Source organism: Streptomyces sp. PsTaAH-124, assembly GCF_000373685.1.
Classification (GTDB): Bacteria; Actinomycetota; Actinomycetes; order Streptomycetales; family Streptomycetaceae; genus Streptomyces; species Streptomyces andamanensis.
The window spans coordinates 87,579-111,484 of the sequence record NZ_KB892174.1; the positions used below are offsets into that span (position 1 = coordinate 87,579).

A 23,906-nucleotide genomic window follows, 5' to 3' on the forward strand; every position below is an offset into this window, starting at 1 on the left:
ACTCTCCCGTCAGGACAAGCCGAGTTCGCGGTCGAGCGCCTCGAACAGTTCGTCGTCGGTGGCCGCGCCGAGGTCTTCCCCGGCGGCCTCGTCCTCGCGCCCCGCGAGGTCCTGCCAGCGGCGCACCAGCGCCTCCAGCCGTGCACCCACCCGGGCCCGTTCGCCGTCACCGGCCACGGGCACCGACGCCAGCGCCTCCGCCAGGCGGTCCACCTCCGTCAGTACCACGGCCACCGGATCCACCGGCGGCGGCGCCAGCGCGGCCCGCACATACGCGGCCACGGCCCGCGCGCTGGGCTGGTCGAAGGCGAGCGTCGCCGGCAGGTCGAGCCCGGTCGCCGCGCCCAGCCTGCGGCGCAGCTCGGTCGCGGCCAGCGAGTCGAAGCCCAGCTCCTGGAACGCCTCGTCCGGCTCCACCGAGGAACCCGACGGATGCCCCAGCACCTCGGCGACCTGCGTGCGCACCAGCTCCAGCAGCTCCCGGTCGCGCTCGCCCTCGGGCAGCGCCGCCAGCCGCTCCCGCAGCCCGGCAGCGCCGCCCGCGGAGGCCCGCCGGACCGCCGCACGCCGCCGCACCGGCGCCACCGCGCCCTCCTCGGCGCCCAGTTCACCGGCCGTCACGGCACGGAAGTCCACGGAACGCGCCGACAGCACCGGAGCACCCGAGGGATCGGCGGCGCCCACCGTCACACCGCCCGAGCCGTCGTCGGCCGGGGCCAGCCGCACCCGCAGCGCCGAGGCACCGGCGGCGTGCAGCACCACCTCCCGCCAGCCGGACGGCAGCACCGGCCCGGCGTCCGCGCCCGCCGCCCACAGCGGATGGAACACGGCCTCCAGCAGCGCCGGATGCAGCCCGAAGCCCTCGGCCGCCGGTTCCTCCCCGTCGAGGGCGACCTCGGCGAACACCTCGTCGCCGCGCCGCCACAGCGCCCGCACCAGCTCCAGACCGGGACCGTAGTGGTACCCCCGCCCGGCCAGCACGTCGTACACGTCGTCGCACGCCTCCGGCACGGCCCCGGCCGGCGGCCACACCTCGGCCCACGCTTCCGGTACGGCCGTACCCCCGGCCTCCTCCGGACGCAGCGCGCCGCCCGCGTGCCGGACCCAGCCGTCCGACTCGCCCCGCCGGGAGTGCACGGCCACGGACCGACCGCCCGCCTCGTCCGCCGCACCGACCACGACCCGCAGCGTGACCGCCGCATCCGCCGGGAGCATCAGCGGCCGGTCGACCCCGAACTCCGCCAGCGTCCCGCAGCCCAGCCGCTCACCCGCGCTCAGCGCCAGCTCGGCCAGCGCCGAGACGGGCAGCACGGGCGTGCCCAGCAGGGCGTGCTCGGCGAGCAGGCCCTCTGACCCCGGAGCCAGCACCCCGGTCAACACCAGGCCCCCGTCCGGCAGTTCCACCTCGGCACCCAGCAGCGGATGCCCGCCCGGCGCCTGCCCGATCCCCGCGACACCCTCGCCCGAGTCCTGCGGCACCAGCCAGTACCGGGCCCGCTGGAACGCGTAGGTCGGCAGCTCCACCCGCCGCGCGCCACTGCCCTCGAAGTACGCCGCCCAGTCGACCCGCACACCCACCGTGTGCAACCGGCCGACCGCACCGGCGAGTTCCTCCGTCTCCACCCGGTTCCGGCGCTGCGCCGCGACCGCCGCCGCACCCGGCACGATGTCCTGCGCGAGCGCGGTGAGCACGGCGTCGGGGCCGATCTCCAGGAAGGCGACGGCGGGGAGGTGCGCGAGCGCGTCGGTGAGCCGGACGGGCTTGCGGATGTGCTCGGTCCAGTAGGCGGCGGTGGTGAGTTCGTCGGTGACGGTGTCGCCGGTGACCGTGGAGACGAAGGAGATGCGGGGCTGGTGGTACGTCAGCGATTCCGCGACGGCCCGGAAGTCGTCCAGGACCGGTTCCATGAGCGGGGAGTGGAAGGCGTGGCTGACGCTGAGCTGCTTGGTCTTGCGGCCCTGGGCGGCGAAGTGCTCGGCGATGGCGAGTACTTCGGCCTCAGCGCCCGAAACGACCGTGGACTGGGAGGAGTTGAGGGCGGCGATGCCGACCTGCTCGGTGAGCAGCGGCAGGATCTCCTCCTCGGTGGCCTGGACGGCGATCATGGCGCCGCCCGCCGGGAGGGCCTGCATGAGTCGTCCCCGGGCGGTGACCAGCCTGGCCGCGTCCTCCGGCGAGAACACCCCTGCCACATGTGCGGCGGCGATCTCGCCGATCGAGTGACCGGCCAGATAGTCGGGTGTGATGCCCCATGACTCGACCAGCCGGTAGAGGGCGACCTCGAAGGCGAACAGTGCGGGCTGCGTGTACTGGGTCTGGTTGAGCAGGTCCGCGTCCTCGCCCCACATCACCTCCCGCAGCGGCCGCTCCAAGTGCGCGTCCACAGCGGTCAGTACGGCGTCCAGCGTTTCGGCGAAGACGGGGTGGGCCTCGGCCAGCTCCCGGCCCATGCCGAGCCGCTGCGCACCCTGCCCCGTGAACAGGAAGCCCGTGCCCTCGCCGCTCTGGACGCGTCCGCGCACGATCTGGGGCAGTTCCCGGTCGTCCGTGAGGGCGCGCAGGCTCTCCAGGGCGTCGGCGCGGTCGGTGGCCCACACGACGGCGCGGTGGTCCAGCGGGACGCGGGTGGCGGCGGTGGACCAGGCGACGTCGGCGAGGCCGGGGGCCTGGTCCTGGGCGAGCAGCCGGTGCAGGCGCTCGGCCTGGGCGGGCAGCGCCTCGGCGGTGCGCGCGGACAGCAGCAGCGGCAGCAGCGCGGGTCCCGTGCCGCGTTCGGTGCCACCGAGCGCGGCCATCGCCGCGGCGAACTCCTCCCGCTCCCCGCGGCCGCGCCGCTGGGCCGCCGTGAAGCCGGCGTCCTCCGCGATGGCAGGGCCGAGGGCGGTGAGGACGGCGTCCGGGCCGATCTCCAGGTGGGAGGCGGCCGCGATGCGGCTGACGGCGTCGGTGAGCCGGACGGGCTTGCGGATGTGCTCGGTCCAGTAGGCGGGGGTGGTGAGTTCGTCGGTGACGGTGTCACCGGTGACCGTGGAGACGAAGGGGATGCGGGGGCGCGCGTAGGTCAGCGACTCCGCCACCGCCCGGAAGTCGTCCAGCACCGGTTCCATCAGCGGTGAGTGGAAGGCGTGGCTCACGGCGAGCTGCTTGGTCTTGCGCCGGAGGCTGTCGAAGTGCGCCTTGAGGGTGAGGACGGCGTCCTCGGCGCCCGAGACGACCACCGACGACGGCCCGTTGACGGCCGCGATGCCCACCTGCTCGGTGAGCAGCGGCAGCACCTCGTCCTCGGTGGCCTGCACGGCGACCATCGCGCCGTCCGCCGGGAGGGCCTGCATGAGGCGTCCGCGTGCGGTGACGAGGCGGGCCGCGTCCTCCAGGGAGAAGACCCCGGCGACGTGTGCGGCGGCGATCTCGCCGATGGAGTGCCCGGCCAGGTGGTCCGGGGTCACGCCCCACGACTCGACCAGCCGGTAGAGGGCGACCTCGAAGGCGAAGAGCGCGGGCTGCGTGTACTGCGTCTGGTTCAGCAGGTCCGCGTCCTCGCCCCACATCACCTCCCGCAGCGGCCGCTCCAAGTGCGCGTCCACAGCGGTCAGTACGGCGTCCAGCGCCTCGGCGAAGACGGGGTGGGCCTCGGCCAGCTCCCGGCCCATGCCGAGCCGCTGCGCACCCTGCCCCGTGAACAGGAAGGCGAGGCCGCCCTCGTCGGGTGACTGCTCCAGGATCACGTGGGCGTTGGTGCCGCTGATGCCGAAGGAGGAGACTCCGGCGCGGCGCGGGCGGCCCTGGCGGGGCCACGGGGTGGCCTCGGTCAGCAGCCGCACCTGGCCCTCGGACCAGTCGACCTTGGGGGAGGGCTCGTTCAGGTGCAGGGTCCTGGGCAGGACGCCGTGCCGCATGGCCTGGACGGTCTTGATGATGCCGCCGACGCCCGCGGCGGCCTGGGTGTGGCCGATGTTCGACTTCAGGGAGCCCAGCCACAGCGGCCGGTCGGCGGGCCGGTCCTTGCCGTAGGTCGCCAGCAGCGACTGGGCCTCGATCGGGTCGCCGAGGACGGTCGCGGTGCCGTGCGCCTCGACGGCGTCGACGTCGTCCGTGCCGAGTCCGGCGTCGGCGAGGGCCTGGCGGATCACGCGTTGCTGCGCGGGCCCGTTGGGCGCGGTCAGGCCGTTGCTCGCGCCGTCCTGGTTGACGGCCGAGCCGCGGATCACCGCGAGCACCGGGTGCCCGTTGCGGCGGGCGTCGGACAGCCGCTCGACGAGCAGCAGGCCCGCGCCCTCGCCCCAGCCGGTGCCGTCGGCGGCGGCGTCGAAGGAGCGGCAGCGGCCGTCGGCGGACAGGCCGCGCTGGCTGCTGAACTCGATGAACGTCTCCATCGTCGACATCACGGTCACACCGCCGGCCAGCGCGAGGGAGCACTCGCCCGCCCGCAGGGCCCGGATCGCCAGGTGCAGGGCGACCAGCGAGGACGAGCAGGCCGTGTCCAGGGAGACGGCCGGGCCCTCCAGGCCGTAGTGGTAGGCGAGCCGCCCGGAGATGATCGAGCCGGTGGCGGAGGCGAACGGGTAGTCGTGGTACATGACGCCGGTGAACACACCGGTGGCCGAGCCCTTGAGCGCCGCCGGGTCGATCCCGGCCCGCTCGAACAGCTCCCAGGAGGTCTCCAGCAGCAGCCGCTGCTGCGGGTCCATGCCGAGGCTCTCGTTCGGGCTGATACCGAAGAAGCGGTTGTCGAAGTCGGCGGCGTCGTAGAGGAAGGAACCGGAACGGGTGTAGGTCTTCCCGGGGTTGCCGGGCTCGGGGTCGTAGGTGCCCTCGACGTCCCAGCCCCGGTCGGCGGGGAAGCCGCCGACCGCGTCGACCCCGTCGGCGACCAACTTCCACAGGTCCTCGGGGGAGGCGACGTCGCCGGGGTAGCGGCAGGCCATGGAGACGATGACGATCGGATCGTCGTCGTCGCCGGACGCGCCGCCGGGCGCCGGGGCGGTGGCCGCCGTGCGGTCGTCGGCGCCGGACAGCAGGGTGTCCAGGTGGGCGGCGACCGCGCGGGCGCTCGGGTGGTCGAAGACCAGCGTGGCGGGCAGGCTCTGGCCGACGAGGGCGCGCAGCGCGTTGCGCAGTTCGACGGCGGCCAGCGAGTCGAAGCCCATCTCCTGGAAGGCGCGGTCGGGTTCGACGGCGTCGGCGGAGTCGTGGCCGAGCGCGGTGGCGGCCTGGGCGCGCACCAGGTGCAGCAGTTCGCGGGCGCGGTCCTCGGCGGACAGCCCGGCCAGCCGCTCGGCGAGACCGCCGGAGGCGGCGGCCTGGGCCGTGGCGCCCTCCGTGCGGCGGGCCGGGGCCGGGACCAGGTCGCGCAGGACCGTCTGCGCGGACCCGGCCGCGGCCTGGGCGCGCAGCGCGCTGACGTCCAGGCGCAGCAGCAACAACAGCGGTTCGGCGCTGCGCAGGGCCGCGTCGAACAGGCCGAGGCCCTCGTCGGCGGAGAGCGGCGGGAAGCCCTGGCGGCGCAGCCGTTCCACGTCGGCGCCGGTCAGCTGCTCGGCCATGCCGCCGGTCGCCCACAGGCCCCAGGCCAGCGAGGTCGCCGGGAGGCCGGTGCTCCGGCGGTGGCGGGCGAGCGCGTCGACGAAGGTGTTGGCGGTGGCGTAGTTGGCCTGGCCCGCCGCGCCCAGGATGCCGGCGGCGGAGGAGAACAGGTGGAAGAAGGCCAGGTCGTGCCCGGCGGTCAGCTCGTGCAGATGCCAGGCGCCGTCCGCCTTGGCGGCCAGGACGGTGTCGAGGCGGTCGGCGGTCAGGGACTCCACGACACCGTCGTCGAGGACACCGGCCGCGTGCACCACCCCGGTGAGCGGATGCGCGGCGGGCACCGCCGCCAGGACCCGGGCGAGGGCGGCACGGTCACCGACGTCGCACGCGGCGACGGTCACCTCGGCGCCCAACTGCTCCAGTTCCGCGGTCAGTTCGGCCGCGCCGGGGGCGTCGGTGCCGCGCCTGCTGGTCAGCAGCAGTCGGCGTACGCCGTGTCCGGTGACCAGCCTGCGGGCGATCAGCGCGCCCAGGCCGCCGGTGCCGCCGGTAACCAGGACGGTGCCCTCGGGGTCCGGGGCGGCCGCCGTGTCGGGGCCCGCGCCGCGCACCAGGCGCGGGACGCGCAGGGTGCCGTCGTGCAGCGCGAACTCGGGTTCCCCGGTGGCCAGTACGGCGGTCAGCCGGTCGTGGGAGCCGGGGGTGCCGTCGAGGTCGGCGAGGACGAACCGGCCGGGGTTCTCCGCCTCCGCCGCCCGGACCAGGCCCCACACGGGGGCGAGGACGAGGTCGGTGGCGTCCGGTGCGGCGGCGCCCTCGGTGACGAACACCAGCCGGGAGTCGGCGAACCGGTCGTCGGCCAGCCACCGCTGGACGAGGTCCAGGGCGTGGTGGGTGACGGCGCGCACCGCCTGCGGGACCTCCCCCTCGGGGCGGGCCAGCGGGCACAGCACCCACCGGGGCGCGGGCAGGCCGTCGTCCACGGCGGCGGCGAGGGCCGCCAGGTCGGCGTACGCGGGTGTCCCCGGCACGCCGGGGAGGGGGGCGCCGAGCGTGACGGGCGCGGCGGGGTGCGCGGTGTCCGTGGCGGGCAGCGGCCGCGGAGTCCACTCCAGGCGCCAGGGCTGCTCGCCCAGGCTGCCCGCGGCGACCGGCCGGGCCACCAGCGAGGCCACGGACAGCACCGGGCGCCCGGTGGTGTCGGCGGCGCTGATCGCCGTACCGTCCTGGCCCACCGGGCTGAGCCGCACGCGCAGTTCGCTGGCGCCGGTGGCGTGCAGGGACACCCCGGTCCAGGCGAACGGCAGCACCGTCCCGGTGCCCTCGCCGCCGTCCGCCGCACCGTCCGCTGCGTCGGCGTCCTCGGCGGCCAGCGAGGCGTGCAGGGCCGCGTCGAGCAGTGCGGGGTGCAGACCGAACCGGCCCGCCTCGTCGCGGGTCTGGCCGGGCAGCACGACCTCGGCGAACACGTCCTCGCCCGCCCGCCACACCGCGCGCAGGCCCTGGAACACCGGCCCGTAGTCGTAGCCGCGGGCCCGCAGCCGCTCGTAGAGGCCGTCCAGGGCGAGCGGTTCGGCGCCCGCGGGCGGCCACTGCGCGAGGTCGGCGGCCTCGGCGGCGCCCGTGGCCAGCACTCCGGTGGCGTGCCGCGCCCAGGCGGTCCCCTGGTCCTCGGACCGGCCGTGCACGGTGACCGTACGGCGGCCGGAGGCGTCCGGCGCGTCCAGCATCACCTGGAGCAGCACCGCGCCCTCGTCGGGCAGCACCAGCGGTTCGTGCAGGGTCAGTTCCTCCAGCAGGTCCAGGCCCACGGTGGAGCCCGCGTGCGCGGCCAGCTCGACGAAGGCCGTGCCCGGCAGCAGGGTGCTGCCCAGCGCCGCGTGGTCGGCGACCCACGGGTGGGTGCGGGCCGAGACACGGCCGGTGAACACCAGCGCGCCCCGCTCGCCCAGTTCCACCGCCGCGCCCAGCAGCGGGTGGGACACGGCGGTCAGGCCCAGTCCGGCGGCGTCCGCCGCGACGACCGGCACCGACCAGTAGCGGCGCCGCTGGAAGGCGTACGTGGGCAGGTCGGTTCCGGACGCGCCGGAACCCTCCAGGAGGGCGCCCCAGCGGACCGTCACGCCCCGCACATGTGCCTGCGCCAGCAGACCGGGGAGTCCGTCGTCGTCGGGTGCCACGACCCGGTCGGCGCCGGTGACGGCGGCCACCCGGGCGGCGAGGTCCGCGTCCGGGACGACGAACACCTCGTGCCGCTTGTCGCGCAGCGCCCGTACGGTGTCCTCGGGCGACCCCGCGGACGGGGTGAAGCCGCCGGTGCGCGGGGTGCCGGGGGCGGGGCGTCCGCCGCGTACGGCGAGCCGGGCGCCGTCCTCCAGGGACAGCGCCCCGGCCGCGCAGGCCGCCGCCGTCTCCCCGTCGCCGTCGCCCATCAGCGCGGCCGGCCGCACCCCGAGCGCCCGCCACAGCGCGACCAGGGACACCGACACCGCCCAGCGCAGCGGCCCGGCGGCGTCGGGCGCCGTCCGGGCGGAGCGGGCCGCGTCCAGCAGGCTCCCGCCGGTCAGCGGGTCCAGGACCCGCGCGCACTCGGCCATCCGCTCGGCGAACGCCGGGAAGGCGTCCAGCAGTCGGGCGGCGTCCGCGGGCACGCCAGCGCCGGGCAGCACGAACACCGGGCGCGGATCGCCGTGCGCCACGCCCGCCCGCACCGCTGCCCCGTCGCGGCCCTCGGCCACCGCGTCCAGACCGGCGAGCAGCTGCTCCTCGTCCGCACCGAGGACGACGGCACGGTGCTCCAGCACGGCCCGTGTGGACAGGGTCAGCGCCACATCGGCGGGCCGGGTGCCCGGCGTCGCCACGAGATGATCGCGCAGTCGCCGGGCCTGGGCACGCAGTGCGGCGGCACTCTTGCCCGAGACCGGCCAAGCCACCAGATTCCTTGACAACGCCATCCCTCTTCAAGTCAGCGGCGGACGATTCAGCGGCGGCGGCCGGAGCGACCGCCGCCGGGGGTGGGCGGCGCGGTCGTCCGGCCGCCGCCCCGGGCGAGCCGCGGACCCTGACGGCCCGCCGGCCGGCGGCCACCGCCGTCCGTGTGGCCGGACGGCGGGGGCGTACGGGAGAGACCGTGCCCAGGCCCTAGCGCACGGCGGCAGGGGTGAGCAGGCCGCCCAGCTCCGGGAACTGCGCGATGGCCTCCTCGGCGGTCAGCTGCGGGCGGCTCGGACCGCGCAGCACCAGTTCCTGGATCTCGGGGGTGACCATCCCGGACGCCGGGGACATCAGGGTGAACACCCCGAACATGGCGTTCGCGACGACCGGTTCGCTCAGCGAGGTCGCCGCGAGCCGCGCCATGAACTCCTGCTCCTCGGGCGCCGGAGCCGGCACCACCACGTTGTCGATGCGGACGTCGGGGAAGGCCACGTCCTGCTGCACGGCCATCGACCACGGCGTCTCGACGGCCTCGGCGATCGCCGACTGCGCCTTGGCGGCCAGGCCCGGCTTGAGACCGGTGTCCTCCAGCGCCGCGCGCAGCGCGAGCGCGCCGAACGCGGAGGCCGACATGCCGTGCGCGTACACGGGGTTGAGGGCGGCGACGGCGTCACCGACGACGGCGAAGCCCTCCGGCAGCGGCAGGCGCTCGTAGTGCCTGCGCCGGTTGACGGTGCCCTTGTAGGGGCGGACCTCGCTGATGGGTTCGGCCTGGGCGAGCAGGTCGGCGATCATCGTGTGCCGCTGGCCGCGCGCGAACGCGTCGAACCCGGCCTCGTCGGTGGGCGGCTGCGCGCCGCGCGTCCCGGTCATCGTGGCGATCCAGCGGCCGCCCTCGATCGGGAACAGCGTCGCGCCGCGGCCCGGCTGCCCGGTGCCCGCCTGCGGCTGGATCAACAGCGCCGGGAAGTCCGGGTGCACACCCTCCGGGGCCCGGTACAGGCGCGTGGAGTAGGCGAGTCCGGGGTCGACGGACTCCTCCTCGACGGCGGGGACGCCGAGTTCGCCGAGCCACTGCGGCGCCCTGGAGCGGCGGCCGGTGGCGTCCACCACGAAGTCCGCGCCGAGCACCCGTTCGCCGTCCTCGTCCTGCACCCGCACCCCGGTCACCCGGCCGGAGTCCCCGGCCAGGCCGACGACCTTCGCCGACTGCACGACCTCGACGGTGCCGGACTCCAGCACCCGCCGGCGCACCACATGGTCGGTGAGCTCACGGCTGCACACCACGATGAACGCGTCGCCGCGGTGCCGCGGGAACCAGCCGCCCGCCGACAGTGTCAGCGTGTTCCACGGCATGCCCCGCCGGGAGGCGCCGGCCGCGTACAGCCGGTCCAGGACGCCGGGCAGCAGGTCCTCCAGGGCCAGCGCCCCGCCGCCCATGAACATGTGACTGTGGTAGCCCTGCGGCAGACCCCGCCGCGGCACGGGCCGGTCGGGCAGCCGGTCGCCCTCCACGATGGTGACCTCGTCGGCGTGACGGGTCAGGACGGAGGCCGCCAGCATCCCCGCCATCCCGCCGCCGAGCACTACTGCCTTGGTCATGGTGATCTCCGATACGTCATCGTCGGTGCAGCTTGATCGCGGCCACGGGGCAGACGTCGGCCGCCTCCTGCACGTCGCCCGACTCACCCGGCTCGGGGTGCTCCCGCAGCAGGACCACGCGGCCGTCGGCGTCGTCCTGCTCGAACACGGCGGGGGCGGCGAACACACACGAACCGGTGCCCGTGCACCGCTCCCGGTCGACGCTGACCCGCAGCCCGCTCACCATGTGACCGGGCACTCGTACATGCCGTACATGAGCGTGTCGTTCTTGAACGGCAGCTCCTCGAACGGCACCGCGAGCCGCAGCTCCGGGATGCGGCGGAACAGCGTGTTGAAGACGATCTCCAGCTCGACCTTCACCAGGCTCGCGCCGGGGCACTGGTGGACGCCGCCGCCGAAGGCCACATGGCCGCGGGTGTCGCGGTGGATGTCGAACACGTCGGCGTTCTCGAAGGCGGCCTCGTCGCGGTTGGCCGAGCCGTACAGCAGGATGACGCCCTCGCCCTCGCGGACCGTCACGTCACCGAGCCGGGTGTCCTCGGTGGCCACCCGCGCGCTCGCCGAGTCGTTGATCGACAGATAGCGCAGCAGTTCGCCGATCGCCTTCTGGGCCAGCGACGGGTCGGCCTTGAGCTGGCCGAGCTGATCGGGGTGCTGGAGCAGCGTGACCGTACCGAGCGAGATCATGTTGGCGGCGGTGTCGAAGCCTCCGTACATCAGCATCCGGGCGATGGCCACCAGGTCGTGGTGCTCCAGGGCGCCGTCTTCCTTGTTCTTGGCGATGATGCGGCTGAGCAGGTCGTCGGTGGGATGCTGCTCCTTCTCGGTGACCAGCGCGGCCAGGTGCTTCTCCATCTCCATCTGGAGACGGTCGAGTTCGTCGAAGTCCACCCCGCGCGTCATGGTGCCCTCGGCGTGCTCGCGGAAGGACGTGGCGTCCTCGGCGGGCGCGCCCATCAGCTCGGCGAACAGCAGCGTGGGCACCGGCACGGCCAGTTCCTGGACGAGGTCCACGGGGCCGCCCTTGGCGAGCATCCGGTCGATGCAGGCGTCGACGAACTCCTGGATGCGCGGGCGCAGCGCGTTGACGCGCTTGACCGTGAACTCCGGGATCAGCAGCCGGCGGCGCACGGTGTGCTCCGGCGGGTCCAGGGCCAGCAGCGGCAGGTCGAGGGTGTTGAGGATCTCCTCCGACAGCGCAACCTGGTGCGGGTAGCCCGGGTTGCGCCAGTTGGAGCTCATCGCCGGGGAGGTGAGCACCTGCTTGACGAGGTCATGGGTGGCGATCACCCATGCCTCCCGGCCCGACACCTCCAGCTTGACCTTCGAGACCGGCTCTTCGGCCCGCAGTCGCGCGTATTCCGGGGTGTGCCGGAACGGGCACTTCTCCACCAGCGGAAAAGAGGGGATCTCGGTTTCCGTTCGTTCATCGTTGGCGAGGTCTGCCATGTGACAGTTACCTTCTCGATCGTGGGCGCGAAACGGTTGTCCGGACCGAAGAGATGACGATCCTTCATCCGGAAACTACGCAGCCTCCGCACCTCGGCCCACCCCTAACCGCCCCCTAGGGCCTCCCACTTGCGTGACCACCGGCCCGGTGACCGGAGGATGACACTCCGAAGTTCACATGTGTTTTGGCGGTCCGTCAGTAAATATGTGTGCACACTCGGGTAGTGTGCTGACCGGGATGTCCCAAGTACGTGTGAAACAGGCGAGCTTGAAGGAGTACGTGATGACAGAGCACGAACACATGGACCGGCTGGGCTCCGACCGGCGCCGCTTCCTGGGCTACGCGGCGGCAGGCACCGCGGGCGCCGCCGTCGCGGGCGCCCTGGGCGCGGCCGGGCAGGCGCAGGCCGCCGCGGGGGTACCGCCGGCGCCCGCCGCCGCTGCCGCCGAGTGGGCGCCGCGCCCCGGGTCCGGGATCCGTCCCTTCCGCATCAGGGTCCCGCAGCGGGAACTCGACGCGCTGCGGCGCCGCATCCGCGACACCCGCTGGCCCGACCGGGAGACCGTGCGCGACCGCTCCCAGGGCGCCCAGCTCGACCGGATGCGCCCGCTGATGGAGCACTGGGGCACGTCGTACGACTGGCGCGTCCTGGAGAACCGCCTCAACGCGCTGCCGCAGTACATCACGGAGATCGACGGCCTGGACATCCAGTTCGCCCACATCCGCTCCCCGCACAAGGACGCCCTGCCGCTGCTGATGACGCACGGCTGGCCCGGCTCCATCGTCGAACTCCTCAAGGTCGTCGGCCCGCTGACGAACCCGACGGCACACGGCGGCCGGGCCCGCGACGCCTTCCACCTGGTCCTGCCGACACTGCCCGGCTACGGGTTCTCCGGCAACCCGGCCCGCAGCGGCTGGAACCCCGCCCGCACCGCCCGCGCCTTCCACGAGCTGATGCGGCGCCTCGGCTACCAGGAGTACGTCTCCCAGGGCGGCGACTGGGGCTCGATCATCTCCCAGGTCCTCGCCGACCAGCAGCACAAGGGACTGCTGGGCATCCACGTCAACATGCCCGGCACCGTGCCCCAGGAGATCGTCAGGCGTCTGCGCAACTACGACCCGGCCCCGGGCAACCTGTCGGCCGCCGAGAAGCGGGCCTACGACCGGCTGCTCCACTTCTACCGCGACGGCTACGGCTACGCCGCGATGATGAACCAGTCCCCGCAGACCATCGGCTACGCCCTGGCCGACTCCCCGGTCGCCATGGCGGCGTACTTCTACGACAAGATCGCCGAGTGGAGCGACTCCGACGGCCGGCCGGAGAACATCTTCACCTACGACGAGATCCTCGACGCGATCTCGCTGTACTGGCTGACGAACACCGGTACTTCCTCCTCCCGGCTGTACTGGGAGGGCACCCAGGCGGGCGGCGGTCCGTTCGACGCGGTCTCCATCCCCAGGGTGCCCGTCGCCGTCTCCGTCTTCCCCGGCGAGATCTACCCCGCGCCGCGCAGCTGGGGCGAGCGCGCCTACGGCAACATCATCCACTGGAACGAGGTCGCCGAGGGCGGTCACTTCGCCGCCTGGGAGCAGCCGAAGATCTTCACCGACGAACTCCGCACCGCCTTCCGCTCGTTGCGGTAGGCGCCGGGACGCGGTGACGGCAGCTGCACGGCTGCGGTGACGGCAGGTCCACGGCATGGCAGGGCCCGGCCGCCCCGGTGGGAGAGGGCGGCCGGGCCCGGTCCGTCAGGCGTCCCCGAGCGCCAGGTTGATCAGGGCGTCCGCGTCCAGGTCGTCGAGCGAGTCGCCGTCCCCGGCCGCCTCCTCCCGGTCCGCCACGGCCACGGCACCGGCCGTCCCCGCGTCCTCGGCCAGCGACAGCAGCGCGTCCGCCAGCCCGCTCGTCCGCAGCCGCTCCACCGGGATCGACCGCAGGATCTCCCGCAGCCGCTCCTCCTCCACAGCGGAACCCGCGCCCGCGCCCGTCACGGTGTCCTCGGCGGGCGCCAGTTCGGCGGCCAGGTGCTCGGCCAGCGCCCGCGCGTTCGGGAAATCGAACACCAGGGTCGCCGGAAGCCGCAGCTCCGTCCGCGCGTTGACGCCGTTGCGGAACTCCACCGCGCCGAGCGAGTCGAAACCGAGATCCTTGAAGGACCGGTCCGGATCGACCGCCGCCGCCGACGCGTGCCCCAGGATCGCCGCGGCCTGTTCCAGCACCACGTCCAGCAGCAGCCCGGTGCGCCGGGCCGCCGGCAGTCCGGCCACCCGCTCCCGCAGCCCGCCGCCCGCGGCCGGACCGGCGGCGGCCGTCGCCCGCCGCGCGGTGACCCGCACCAGCTTGCGCAGGACCGCCGGGACCTCGCCCTCGTACGCGCCGAACGCGAACCGGATGGGAACCACCACGGGCGTCTCCTGCCCGCCCGCCGCGTCGAACAGCGCCAGTGCCTCCCCGGGCGCCAGCGCCCGCACCCCGGAGCGGTCCAGCCGCTCCCGGTCCGCCTCGGCCAGCTCGCCCGCCATGCCCGATCCGCCGGCCCACAGGCCCCAGGCCAGGGAGAGGCCGGGCAGTCCGTGGTGGGCGCGGTGGGTGGCGAGCGCGTCCAGGTAGGAGTTGGCGGCGGCGTAGGACGCCTGTCCGGCGTTGCCCAGGACACCCGCCGCCGAGGAGAACACGACGAACGCGGTCAGCGGACGGTCCTGGGTGAGATCGTGCAGGTTCCAGGCCGCGTCGACCTTCGGCCGCAGCACCGCCGCCACCCGTTCCGGGGTGAGGGAGGTGACGAGTCCGTCGTCCAGGACACCGGCGACATGCACCACCGCGTCCACCGGATGCGCGTCCAGCAGCGCGGCCGTCGCCTCGCGGTCGGCCACGTCGCACGCGGCGAGCGTCACCTGCGCACCGAGAGCGGCCAGTTCGTCCCGCAGCTCCACGGCCCCCGGCGCCTCGGCGCCGCGCCGCCCCACCAGCACCAGACGCGTGACGCCGTGCGCGGTGACCAGATGGCGGCTGACGGTACGCCCCAGGGCACCGGTGGCTCCGGTGACCAGGACGGTGCTGTCGGGGGTGAAGACGGCTGCGGGGCGGGTGTTCTCGGTGGGGGTGTGCCGGGTGAGGCGGGCGGCGTGGAGGTGCCCGCCCCGGATCAGGACCTGGGGTTCGCCCGTGGTGAGGGCGGCCTCCAGGAAGGTGTCTCCCGGGAGGGAGTTGTCGGTGTCGACGAGGACGAACTGCCCCGGGTTCTCGGCCTGTGCGGAGCGTACGAGACCCCAGACGGCGGCTCCGGCCGGGTCGGTGACGTCCTCGCCGGGCAGTGCCACCGCCCCGCTGGTCACCACCGCGAGCCGCGTCCCGTCCGCCAGCCGGGCCTGTACCTCGGCCAGCGCCCGCGCCACGGCGGCGTGCGCCTGCGCGGCCCCCGCCCCCGGCTCGGTGCGCAGCACGGCGTACTCCGCCGCCGACGCCCCGGACCCGGACGCGGACCCGGCCCCTGTGTCGCCGGTACGCGGCGCCACCTCGGTCCACTCCACCCGGTACAGATCCTGGGCGGCGGCCCGCGGCACCTCGGTCAGCTCGCGCAGCGCCAGCGACTCGGCCGTCAGCACCGGCGTACCCAGCGCATCCGCGATCAGCACGGACACGGCACCGCCCGGCAGGACCCGCAGCCGCACCCGCACCCGGGACGCGCCCGAGGCATGCAGCGCGACCCCCGACCAGGCGAACGGCAGCCGCGCCGTCGCGTCGTCCCCGGCCGCCCCCAGCACATGCAGGGAGGCGTCGAACAGCGCCGGATGCAGCCCGAAGCCCTCGACGTCGGTGCCCTCGGGCGGGGTGATCTCGGCGTACAGGTCGTCCCCGTCGCGCCAGGCGGCCGTCAGCCCCTGGAAGGCGGGCCCGTACCCGAACCCGGCCTCCGCCAGGGCCTCGTAGAGCCCGTCGACGGGCAGCGGCTCGGCACCGGACGGCGGCCATGCCGCCAGGTTCTCCGACGGGACGGGCGCCGCGGTGGTGAGCAGACCGGTGGCGTGCCGGGTCCATGCTCCCGCGCCGCCCTCGTCCCGGGTGTGCAGGGCGAACGTACGGCTGCCGCCCGCGTCCTCGCCCACCGTGATCTGGAAGGCCACGCCCCCGCGCTCGGGGAGCACCAGCGGCGCCTCCAGGGCGAGGTCGTCGAGCAGTTCACAGCCGACCTGGGTGCCGGCCGCCAGCGCGAGTTCCACGAACGCCGTGCCCGGCAGCAGCACCGAACCGCGCACCGCGTGCCCGGCCAGCCAGGGCTGCGCCTCCAGCGACAGCCGCCCGGTGAACACCACTCCGTCCGACTCCGGTGACCACACGGCCGCCCCGAGCAGCGGGTGCGCCGCCGTCTCCAGACCGGCGCCGACGACGTTCGCCGCCCCGGCCTCGCCGTGCCACAGCTCGCTGAAGTAGTCCTTCGCGTCCAGCCAGTACCGGGTGCGCCGGAAGGCGTACGTCGGCAGATCGTCGATCCTCCGGGCACCGCCGCCCCCGAAGCAGGCCGCCCGGTCGACCGGCACACCCGCGACATGCAGCCGCGCCACCCCGTGCAGCAGCCCGGCCGCCTCGTCGTGCTCACGCCGCTGCGCGGAGACGAACACGGCCTCGTCCAGGCTGGCGGGACCCAGAGCGGTGAGCACCGCGTCGGGGCCGATCTCCAGGAAGGTGGCGGCGGGGATGCGGGCGAGGGCGTCCGTCAGCCGGACGGGCTTGCGGATGTGCTCGGTCCAGTAGGCCGCGCTGGTCAGCTCGTCGGTGACGGCCTCGCCCGTGACGGTCGACACGAACGGGATACGGGACGGGTGGTACGTCAGCGACTCCGCGACCGCCCGGAACTCCTCCAGCACCGGTTCCATGAGGGGGGAGTGGAAGGCGTGGCTGACGGCGAGTTGCTTGGTCTTGCGACCTTGCGCGGCGAAGTGCTCGGCGATGGCCAGTACTTCGGCTTCAGCGCCCGAAACGACCGTGGACTGAGGCGAATTGAGGGCGGCGATCCCGGCCTGCTCGGTGAGCAGCGGCAGGAGCTCGTCCTCGGTGGCCTGTACGGCGATCATCGCGCCGCCCGCCGGAAGGGCCTGCATGAGCCGTCCCCGGGCGGTGACCAGCCTGGCCGCGTCCTCCAGCGAGAAGACACCCGCCACATGCGCGGCGGCGATCTCGCCGATCGAGTGACCGGCCAGGTGGTCCGGGGTCACCCCCCACGACTCGGCCAGCCGGTACAGCGCGACCTCGAAGGCGAACAGTGCGGGCTGCGTGTACTGCGTCTGGTTCAGCAGGTCCGCGTCCTCGCCCCACATCACCTCCCGCAACGGCCGCTCCAAGTGCGCGTCCACAGCCGCGAGTACGGCGTCCAGCGCCTCCGCGAACACGGGGTAGGTGTCCGCCAGCTCCCGGCCCATCCCGAGCCGCTGCGCCCCCTGCCCCGTGAACAGGAACGCCAGCCGGCCGCCCTGGGCGCGCCCGCGGGCGGTCACGCCCGGCAGGTCGCGGCTCTCGGCGACCGCGTCGAGGCCGCGCAGCAGGGTCTCGGTGTCCCGGCCGGTGACGGCGGCGCGGTGGTCGAGGGTGCCGCGTGCGGTGGCCAGGGTGTGGGCCACGTCGGCGGGGGAGTGGCCGGGTCGGGCGCTCAGCCAGTCGTGGAGCTGCCGCGCCTGGACGGGCAGGGCCTCGGCGGACTTCGCGGAGACCAGCAGTGTGACCGGAGCCGGGGTGTCCGGGATCTCCCCAGTGCCCGGGGCGTCGGGGGCTGCCGTGTCCGGCCGGGGCGTTTCGGCCTCGGCGGGGGCCTGCTCGACGATGACATGGGCGTTGGTGCCGCTCATACCGAAGGAGGAGATGCCCGCGCGGCGCGGCCGGTCGGTCTCGGGCCAGGCGCGGGACTCGGTCAGCAGCCGGACCGCGCCGGACTCCCACTCGACGTGCGGGGTGGGCTCGTCCACGTGCAGGGTCTTGGGCAGGACGCCCTCGCGGATGGCCATGACCATCTTGATCACGCCGCCGACACCGGCGGCTGCCTGGGCGTGGCCGATGTTCGACTTCAGCGAGCCGAGCCACACCGGGCTGTCCTCGGGCCGGTCCTGGCCGTAGGTCGCCAGCAGCGCCTGCGCCTCGATCGGGTCGCCGAGCGTCGTCGCCGTACCGTGGGCCTCGACCGCGTCGACGTCCGCGGCGGTGAGCCCGGCCGTCGCCAGCGCCTGCTGGATGACCCGCTGCTGGGCGGGGCCGCTCGGCGCCGACAGGCCGTTGCTCGCGCCGTCCTGGTTGATGGCGGAGGAGCGCAGCACCGCGAGCACGGGGTGGCCGTTGCGGCGGGCGTCGGAGAGCCGTTCCAGCAGCAGCAGGCCGACACCCTCGCCCCAGCCGGTGCCGTCGGTGGCCCCGGCGAAGGAGCGGCAGCGGCCGTCCTTGGACAGACCGTGCTGGCGGCTGAACTCCACGAAGAGTTCCGGGCTGGCCATGACGGTGACCCCGCCGGCCAGCGCGAGGTCGACCTCGCCGGAGCGCAGCGCCTGCGCGGCCAGGTGCATGCCGACCAGGGACGACGAGCAGGCCGTGTCGACCGTGACCGCCGGGCCCTCGAAGCCGTACGTGTACGAGACGCGTCCGGAGGCGATGGCGCCGGTGCCGCTGTTGGCGGCGTAGTCGTGGGACATGACGCCCGCGTAGACGCCGGTGGCCGAGCCCTTGAGGGCCGCCGGGTCGATCCCGGCCCGCTCGAACACCTCCCAGGAGGTCTCCAGGAGCAGCCGCTGCTGCGGGTCGATGGCCTCGGCCTCGACCGGGCTGATCCCGAAGAAGTCGGCGTCGAACTCGCCCGCGTCGTACACGAATCCGCCTTCGCGGACGTAGGTCGTGTGCGGGCGCTCGCCGTCCGGGTCGTAGAGCTGCTCCAGGTCCCAGCCGCGGTCGGCGGGGAACGGGCCGATGGCGTCGGTGCCCTCGGCGACCAGCCGCCACAGGTCCTCGGGGGAGCGGACGTCGCCGGGGTAGCGGCAGGCCATGGCGACGATGGCGACCGGCTCGTCGGCCGGGCCGGTGGTGGCCGCGCGGCTCGCGGGGGCCGCGGTGGCGGCCCGGTCGCCGCAGGTCTCGGTGACCAGGTGCCGGGCGAGCGCGGTCGGGTTGGGGTGGTCGAAGACCACGGTGACGGGCAGGCGTACGCCCCCCGCCTCGCCGAGCCGGTTGCGCAGCTCGACCGCGCTGAGCGAGTCGAAACCCAGCTCGCGGAAGGCGCGTTCGGCCTCGACCTCGTCCGGTGAGCCGTAGCCGAGGACGGCGGCGACCTTCTGGCGGACCAGGTCGAGGGCCGCCGCGATCCGCTCGGTCTCGGGCAGCCGCAGCAGTTGCTCGGCGAAGGAGCCGGCGGCGGAGGCGGCCTGGGCGGTGCCCCGGCGCACGGCCGGGACCAGTGCGGTGAAGACCGGCTGCGGGGCGGCGTCGTCGGCGCGGATCCCGGCCAGGTCGAACCGGGCCGGCACCAGCAGCGTGGCGGCCGAGGACGCGGCGGCGTCGAACAGGGCGAGGCCCTGCTCGTCGGCGAGCCCGAGCAGCCCGTTGCGCGACATGCGCCCGCGGTCGGTGTCGTCGAGGTCGCCGGTCATGCCGCTGGCCTGGCTCCAGAAGCCCCAGGCCAGGGACTGCCCGGCGAGCCCGGCCGCGCCGCGGTGGGCGGCGAGCGCGTCGAGGAAGGCGTTGGCGGCGGCGTAGTTGCCCTGGCCGGGTGCGCCGATGACCCCGGCGGCGGAGGAGAACAGCACGAAGGCGCTCAGGTCGAGATCCGCGGTCAGCTCGTGCAGGTGGAGCGCGGCGTCGGCCTTGGCGGCGAGCACCCGGTCGACGCGTTCGGGGGTGAGCGAGGAGAGCGTGCCGTCGTCGAGCAGACCGGCGGCGTGCACCACGCCGGTGAGCGGCCGGTCGGCCGGGACCGCGTCCAGCACGGCGGCGAGCGCCTCCCGGTCGGCGGCGTCGCAGGCGGCGACGGTCACCTCGGCGTCCAGCGCGGCCAGTTCGGCGACCAGTTCGGCGGCGCCCGGTGCGTCGGGACCGCGGCGGCCGAGCAGCAGCAGGTGCCGTACGCCGTGCTCCGCGACCAGGTGCCGGGCCACGAGGCGGCCGAGCATGCCGGTGCCGCCGGTGATCAGGACCGTGCCGTCGGGGCCGAACGCGGGCCGTGCGGCCGGGGGTTCGCCGGGGACGGCGCGGGCCAGCCGGGCGGCGAGGACCGTGCCGCCGCGCACCGCGACCTGCGGTTCGCCGGAGGCCAGGATCGCGCCGAGCACGTCGTCGAGCGCGGTGTCCGCGTCCAGGTCGGCCAGCACGAAGCTGTCCGGGTGCTCGGACTGCGCCGAGCGCACCAGGCCCCACACGGCGCCGCCCGCGAGGTCGGTGACCGGTTCGCCGCCGGTGGCGACCGCGCCCCGGGTGACCACGACCAGGCGGGAGTCCTCCGGGCGCTCGTCGGCGATCCACCGCTGGAGGGCGTCGAGCACCCGGTGGACCCCGGTGTGCACGGCCTCGGCGGTGGTGCCGGGCTCGGTGGCCAGGACGACCGCGTCCGGCACGGGGACCCCCGCGTCCGCCCGGTCCGCCCAGGCGGTCCAGTCGGTCCGGGCGACCGGTCCCGCCGGGGTGCTCGGTGTGGCGGCGGGCCGCCAGTCGATCCGGTACAGGGAGTCCACGCGGCGCGGTGCCGGGGCGCCCGCGACCGGGCGCAGCACCAGGGAGTCGACGGAGACCACCGGCGCGCCCGAGGCGTCCACGGCGGTCAGCGCGACCTCGCCCGCGCGCACCGGGGTCAGCCGGACCCGCAGGGTGCGGGCGCCGGTGGCGTGCAGCCGCACACCGGACCAGGCGAAGGGCAGCGCCGCCTCGTCGCCGACCGCGTCGGTCAGGGCGACGGCGTGCAGCGCGGAGTCGAGCAGCGCGGGGTGCAGTCCGAAGCGGTCGGCGGAGGTCTGCTCGGCGAGCGCTACCTCGGCGTACACGTCACCGCCCGCGCGCCAGGCGGCGGTCAGGCCCTGGAACTGCGGGCCGTAGCGCAGTCCGGCCCCGGCGAGGTCCGGGTAGAGCGCGGAGACGTCCAGGGGTTCGGCGTCGCGCGGCGGCCACTCGGGCAGGCCCTCCGGTGCCGCGGCGGCGGAGACGGACAGGGTGCCGGTGGCGTGCCGGGTCCACGGCTCGTCGGGTCCGGCCTGTTCGGGCCGGGAGTGGATGCCCAGCTCGCGGCGGCCGGTCTCGTCCGGGCCGCCGACGACGACCTGGAGCTGCACGGCCTCACCGGCGCCGAGCACCAGCGGTGCGTTCAGGGTGAGTTCGTCCAGCAGGGCGCAGCCGACCTGGTCGCCCGCGCGGACGGCGAGTTCGACGAATCCGGTGCCGGGGAAGAACACCGCGTCCTGGACCACATGGTCGGCGATCCACGGCTGGGTGTGCGCGGAGAGCCGGCCGGTGAGGGTCACCCCGCCGTCCTCGGGTGCCACCACGACCGCGCTGAGCAGGGAGTGTCCGGCGGCCGACAGACCGGCCGAGACGACGTCACCGGCGGCGCCGGGCGCGGCCTGAAGCCAGTAGCGGCGGTGCTGGAAGGCGAACGTCGGCAGGTGCACGCGCCGCCCCGGGCGCCCGGCGAGCAGCGGGGAGAAGTCCACGGCAGCACCGTGCGTGTACGCCTCGGCGAGCGAGGCCGCGAACCGGGCCAGGCCGCCCTCGCGGCGGCGCAGCGAGCCCACGGCCACCGCGTTGGCCCCGGCGTCGGCGAAGGTCTCCGCCACCCCGAGCTTGAGGATGGGGTGCGGGCTGGCCTCGACGAACAGCCCGAAACCGGCGCCGAGCAGGGCGCGGGTGGCATCCTCGAACAGCACGGTCCGGCGCAGGTTGGTGTACCAGTACTCGGCGCCCATCACGGTGGTGTCGATGAGGTCGCCGGTGACGGTGGAGTAGAACGCGACGTCGGCGGAGCGCGGCGCGACCGGTGCCAGCACCTCCAGGATGCGTTCTCTGACGTTCTCCACGAAGACCGAGTGGGAGGCGTAGTCGACGGGGATCATCCGGGCCCGTACGCCCTCGCCCTCCAGGGTGCCGCGCAGTTCCTCCAGGGCGTCCACATGGCCGCACACGACGGTGGAGCCGGGGCCGTTGACGGCGGCCAGGGAGAGCTTGCCCGGCCAGTCCTCGATCCGGCGGGCGGCCTCGCGCGCGGGCAGGCCGACGGACATCATGCCGCCCAGGCCCGCGAGTTCGTCGCGGATGACCTGGCTGCGCAGGGCGACGACACGGGCGCCGTCCTGCACGGAGAGCGCCCCGGCGACGGTGGCGGCGGCGATCTCGCCCTGCGAGTGGCCGACGACGGCGCCGGGCCGGACGCCGAAGGATTCCCACAGCCGGGCCAGGGACACCATCACGGCCCACAGCACGGGCTGGACGACGTCGACCTCGTCGAAGGTGGGGGCGCCGGGCCGCTCGTGCAGGACGTCGAACAGGTCCCAGTCGGTGAACTCGCGCAGTGCCTCGGCGCATTCGGTCATCGACGCGGCGAACGCGGGTGCGGTGTCCAGGAGTTCCACGGCCATGCCCGCCCACTGCGAGCCCTGCCCGGGGAAGACGAACACCGGCGGCGCGTCGGTGACGACGCTGCCGCGCACGACGTTCGCCGACTCGCCGCCCTCGGCCACCGCCCCGAGGGCGTCCAGGAGTTGGGCCCGGTCGGTGCCGAGGGCCACGGCGCGGTGCTCCAGCGCGGCCCGGCCGGTGGCCAGGGCGTACGCCGTGTCGCGTACGTCGTCCCCGGGCGCGCCGTCCCCGGCCGGGTCGTCCCCGGACGTGCCGTGCTGCGCGGGGGCGCCGGACAGCGCGGCGTGCAGGCGGGCGGCCTGGGCGGCGAGTCCGGAGGCGTTGCGGGCGGAGACGGGCCAGGGCACGACGGTGCCCGCGGGAGCCGTGGGGGCCGTGTCCGGGGCGTCGTCGGGGCGCTGCCCGGCGGGCTCCTCGGCGGTGTCCTCGACGGCCTCCTCGATGATGACGTGCGCGTTGGTGCCGGAGACGCCGAAGGAGGAGACCCCGGCGCGGCGCGGCCGGCCGTCCTCGGTGTGCCAGGGCCGTGCCTCGGTGAGGAGTTCGACGCGGCCGGAGTCCCAGTCGACGTGCGAGGTGGGCCGCTCGACGTGCAGGGTCCTGGGCATCACGCCGTTGCGGATGGCCATGATGGTCTTGATGACACCGGCGACACCGGCGGCGGCCTGGGTGTGCCCGATGTTCGACTTGAGCGAGCCCAGCCGGAGCGGGCGGTCGGCGGGCCGGTTCTGCCCGTAGGTGTTCAGCAGCGCCTGTGCCTCGATGGGGTCGCCGAGAGTGGTGCCGGTGCCGTGCGCCTCGACCAGGTCGATGTCGGACGTGGTCAGTCCGGCGCTCGCCAGGGCCTGCCGGATGACCCGCTGCTGGGAGGGCCCGTTGGGCGCGGTCAGTCCGTTGCTGGCGCCGTCCTGGTTGACGGCGGAGGAGCGCACCACGGCGAGCACCGGATGGCCGTTGCGGCGGGCGTCGGAGAGGCGTTCCAGGAGCAGCAGTCCGGCGCCCTCGCCCCAGCCGGTACCGGCCGCGTCGTCGGAGAACGCCTTGCAGCGGCCGTCGAAGGAGAGCGCGCCCTGGCGGCTGAACGCGACGAAGACGCCGGGCGTGGAGATCACGGCGGCGCCGCCGGCCAGCGCGAGCGAGCACTCTCCGGCGCGCAGTGCCTGGGCCGCCAGGTGCAGGGTGACCAGGGAGGACGAGCAGGCGGTGTCGACGGTGACGGCCGGTCCCTCCAGGCCGAGCGTGTAGGAGACGCGCCCGGCGAGGACGGCCGCCGCGGTGGCGGTCGCGCCGTAGTCGGCGACCGCGTCCGGGTTCTGGGCGTGCACGTACTCGTAGTCCTGGGCGCCGGTGCCCGCGTACACGCCGACGCGTTCGCCGCCGAGTGCGTGCGGGTCGATCCCGGCGCGTTCGCAGGCCTCCCAGGCCAGTTCGAGCAGCATGCGCTGCTGCGGGTCCATCGCCACCGCCTCGCGCGGCGAGATGCCGAAGAAGGCCGCGTCGAAGTCGGCGGCCTGGTGGACGAACCCGCCCACCCGCACGGCGGTGCGGCCGGGGCCGTCCTCGGCGAACAGCGCGTCCAGGTCCCAGCCGCGGTCGGCGGGGAACTCACCGATGGCGTCGCGGCCTTCGGCGACCAGCTTCCACAGGTCCTCGGGGCCGGCGACGCCGCCGGGGTAGCGGCAGCTCATGCCGATCACGGCGATCGGCTCCTGGCCGGCCGTCTCGGCCTCCTGGAGCCGCTTGCGGGTCTGCGCCAGGTCGGCGGTGACCGCCTTGAGGTAATCGAGCAGCTTCTGGTCGTTCGACAT

General features: G+C 74.9%; 6 protein-coding genes. 1 reads left to right on the plus strand and 5 read right to left on the minus strand.

What is annotated here, in order from left to right:
- Positions 1–9: 9 nt before the first annotated feature.
- The 4 genes from B086_RS40380 to B086_RS0120810 form a co-directional block, all read right to left on the minus strand.
- Positions 10–8,457 carry a type I polyketide synthase gene (locus B086_RS40380; RefSeq protein WP_018568363.1) on the minus strand — a complete coding sequence of 2,816 codons (8,448 nt, stop codon included), beginning with the start codon at positions 8,455–8,457 and terminating at the stop codon, positions 10–12.
- 208 nt (positions 8,458–8,665) lie between these two features.
- Positions 8,666–10,060, minus strand: a complete 1,395-nt coding sequence (locus tag B086_RS40385; protein WP_063746804.1) for an FAD-dependent oxidoreductase — start codon at positions 10,058–10,060, stop codon at positions 8,666–8,668.
- Positions 10,061–10,076: 16 nt separating this feature from the next.
- Positions 10,077–10,286: a ferredoxin gene (locus tag B086_RS0120805; RefSeq protein WP_018568365.1), complete on the minus strand. Its 210-nt coding sequence runs from the start codon at positions 10,284–10,286 to the stop codon at positions 10,077–10,079.
- Complete coding sequence (locus B086_RS0120810; protein WP_026252614.1) at positions 10,280–11,509, minus strand: cytochrome P450; 1,230 nt, start codon at positions 11,507–11,509, stop codon at positions 10,280–10,282. The genes B086_RS0120805 and B086_RS0120810 overlap by 7 nt, the downstream gene beginning before the upstream one ends.
- 283 nt (positions 11,510–11,792) lie before the next feature.
- Between B086_RS0120810 and B086_RS0120815 the strand changes: the two genes are divergently transcribed.
- Entirely contained in the window at positions 11,793–13,154 is a 1,362-nt protein-coding gene (locus tag B086_RS0120815) for an epoxide hydrolase family protein (RefSeq protein ID WP_018568367.1), read from the plus strand.
- Between the two features lie 105 nt (positions 13,155–13,259).
- Here B086_RS0120815 and B086_RS0120820 read toward each other — a convergent pair whose 3' ends face one another.
- Positions 13,260–23,906 carry a type I polyketide synthase gene (locus tag B086_RS0120820; RefSeq protein ID WP_018568368.1) on the minus strand — a complete coding sequence of 3,549 codons (10,647 nt, stop codon included), beginning with the start codon at positions 23,904–23,906 and terminating at the stop codon, positions 13,260–13,262.

Coding starts and splice junctions, on each gene's coding strand:
- B086_RS0120815 (WP_018568367.1), top strand. CDS start 11,793: ATGACAGAGCACGAACACATGGACCGGCTGGGCTCCGACCGGCGCCGC.
- B086_RS0120805 (WP_018568365.1), bottom strand. CDS start 10,286: ATGGTGAGCGGGCTGCGGGTCAGCGTCGACCGGGAGCGGTGCACGGGC.
- B086_RS40385 (WP_063746804.1), bottom strand. CDS start 10,060: ATGACCAAGGCAGTAGTGCTCGGCGGCGGGATGGCGGGGATGCTGGCG.
- B086_RS0120810 (WP_026252614.1), bottom strand. CDS start 11,509: ATGGCAGACCTCGCCAACGATGAACGAACGGAAACCGAGATCCCCTCT.
- B086_RS0120820 (WP_018568368.1), bottom strand. CDS start 23,906: ATGTCGAACGACCAGAAGCTGCTCGATTACCTCAAGGCGGTCACCGCC.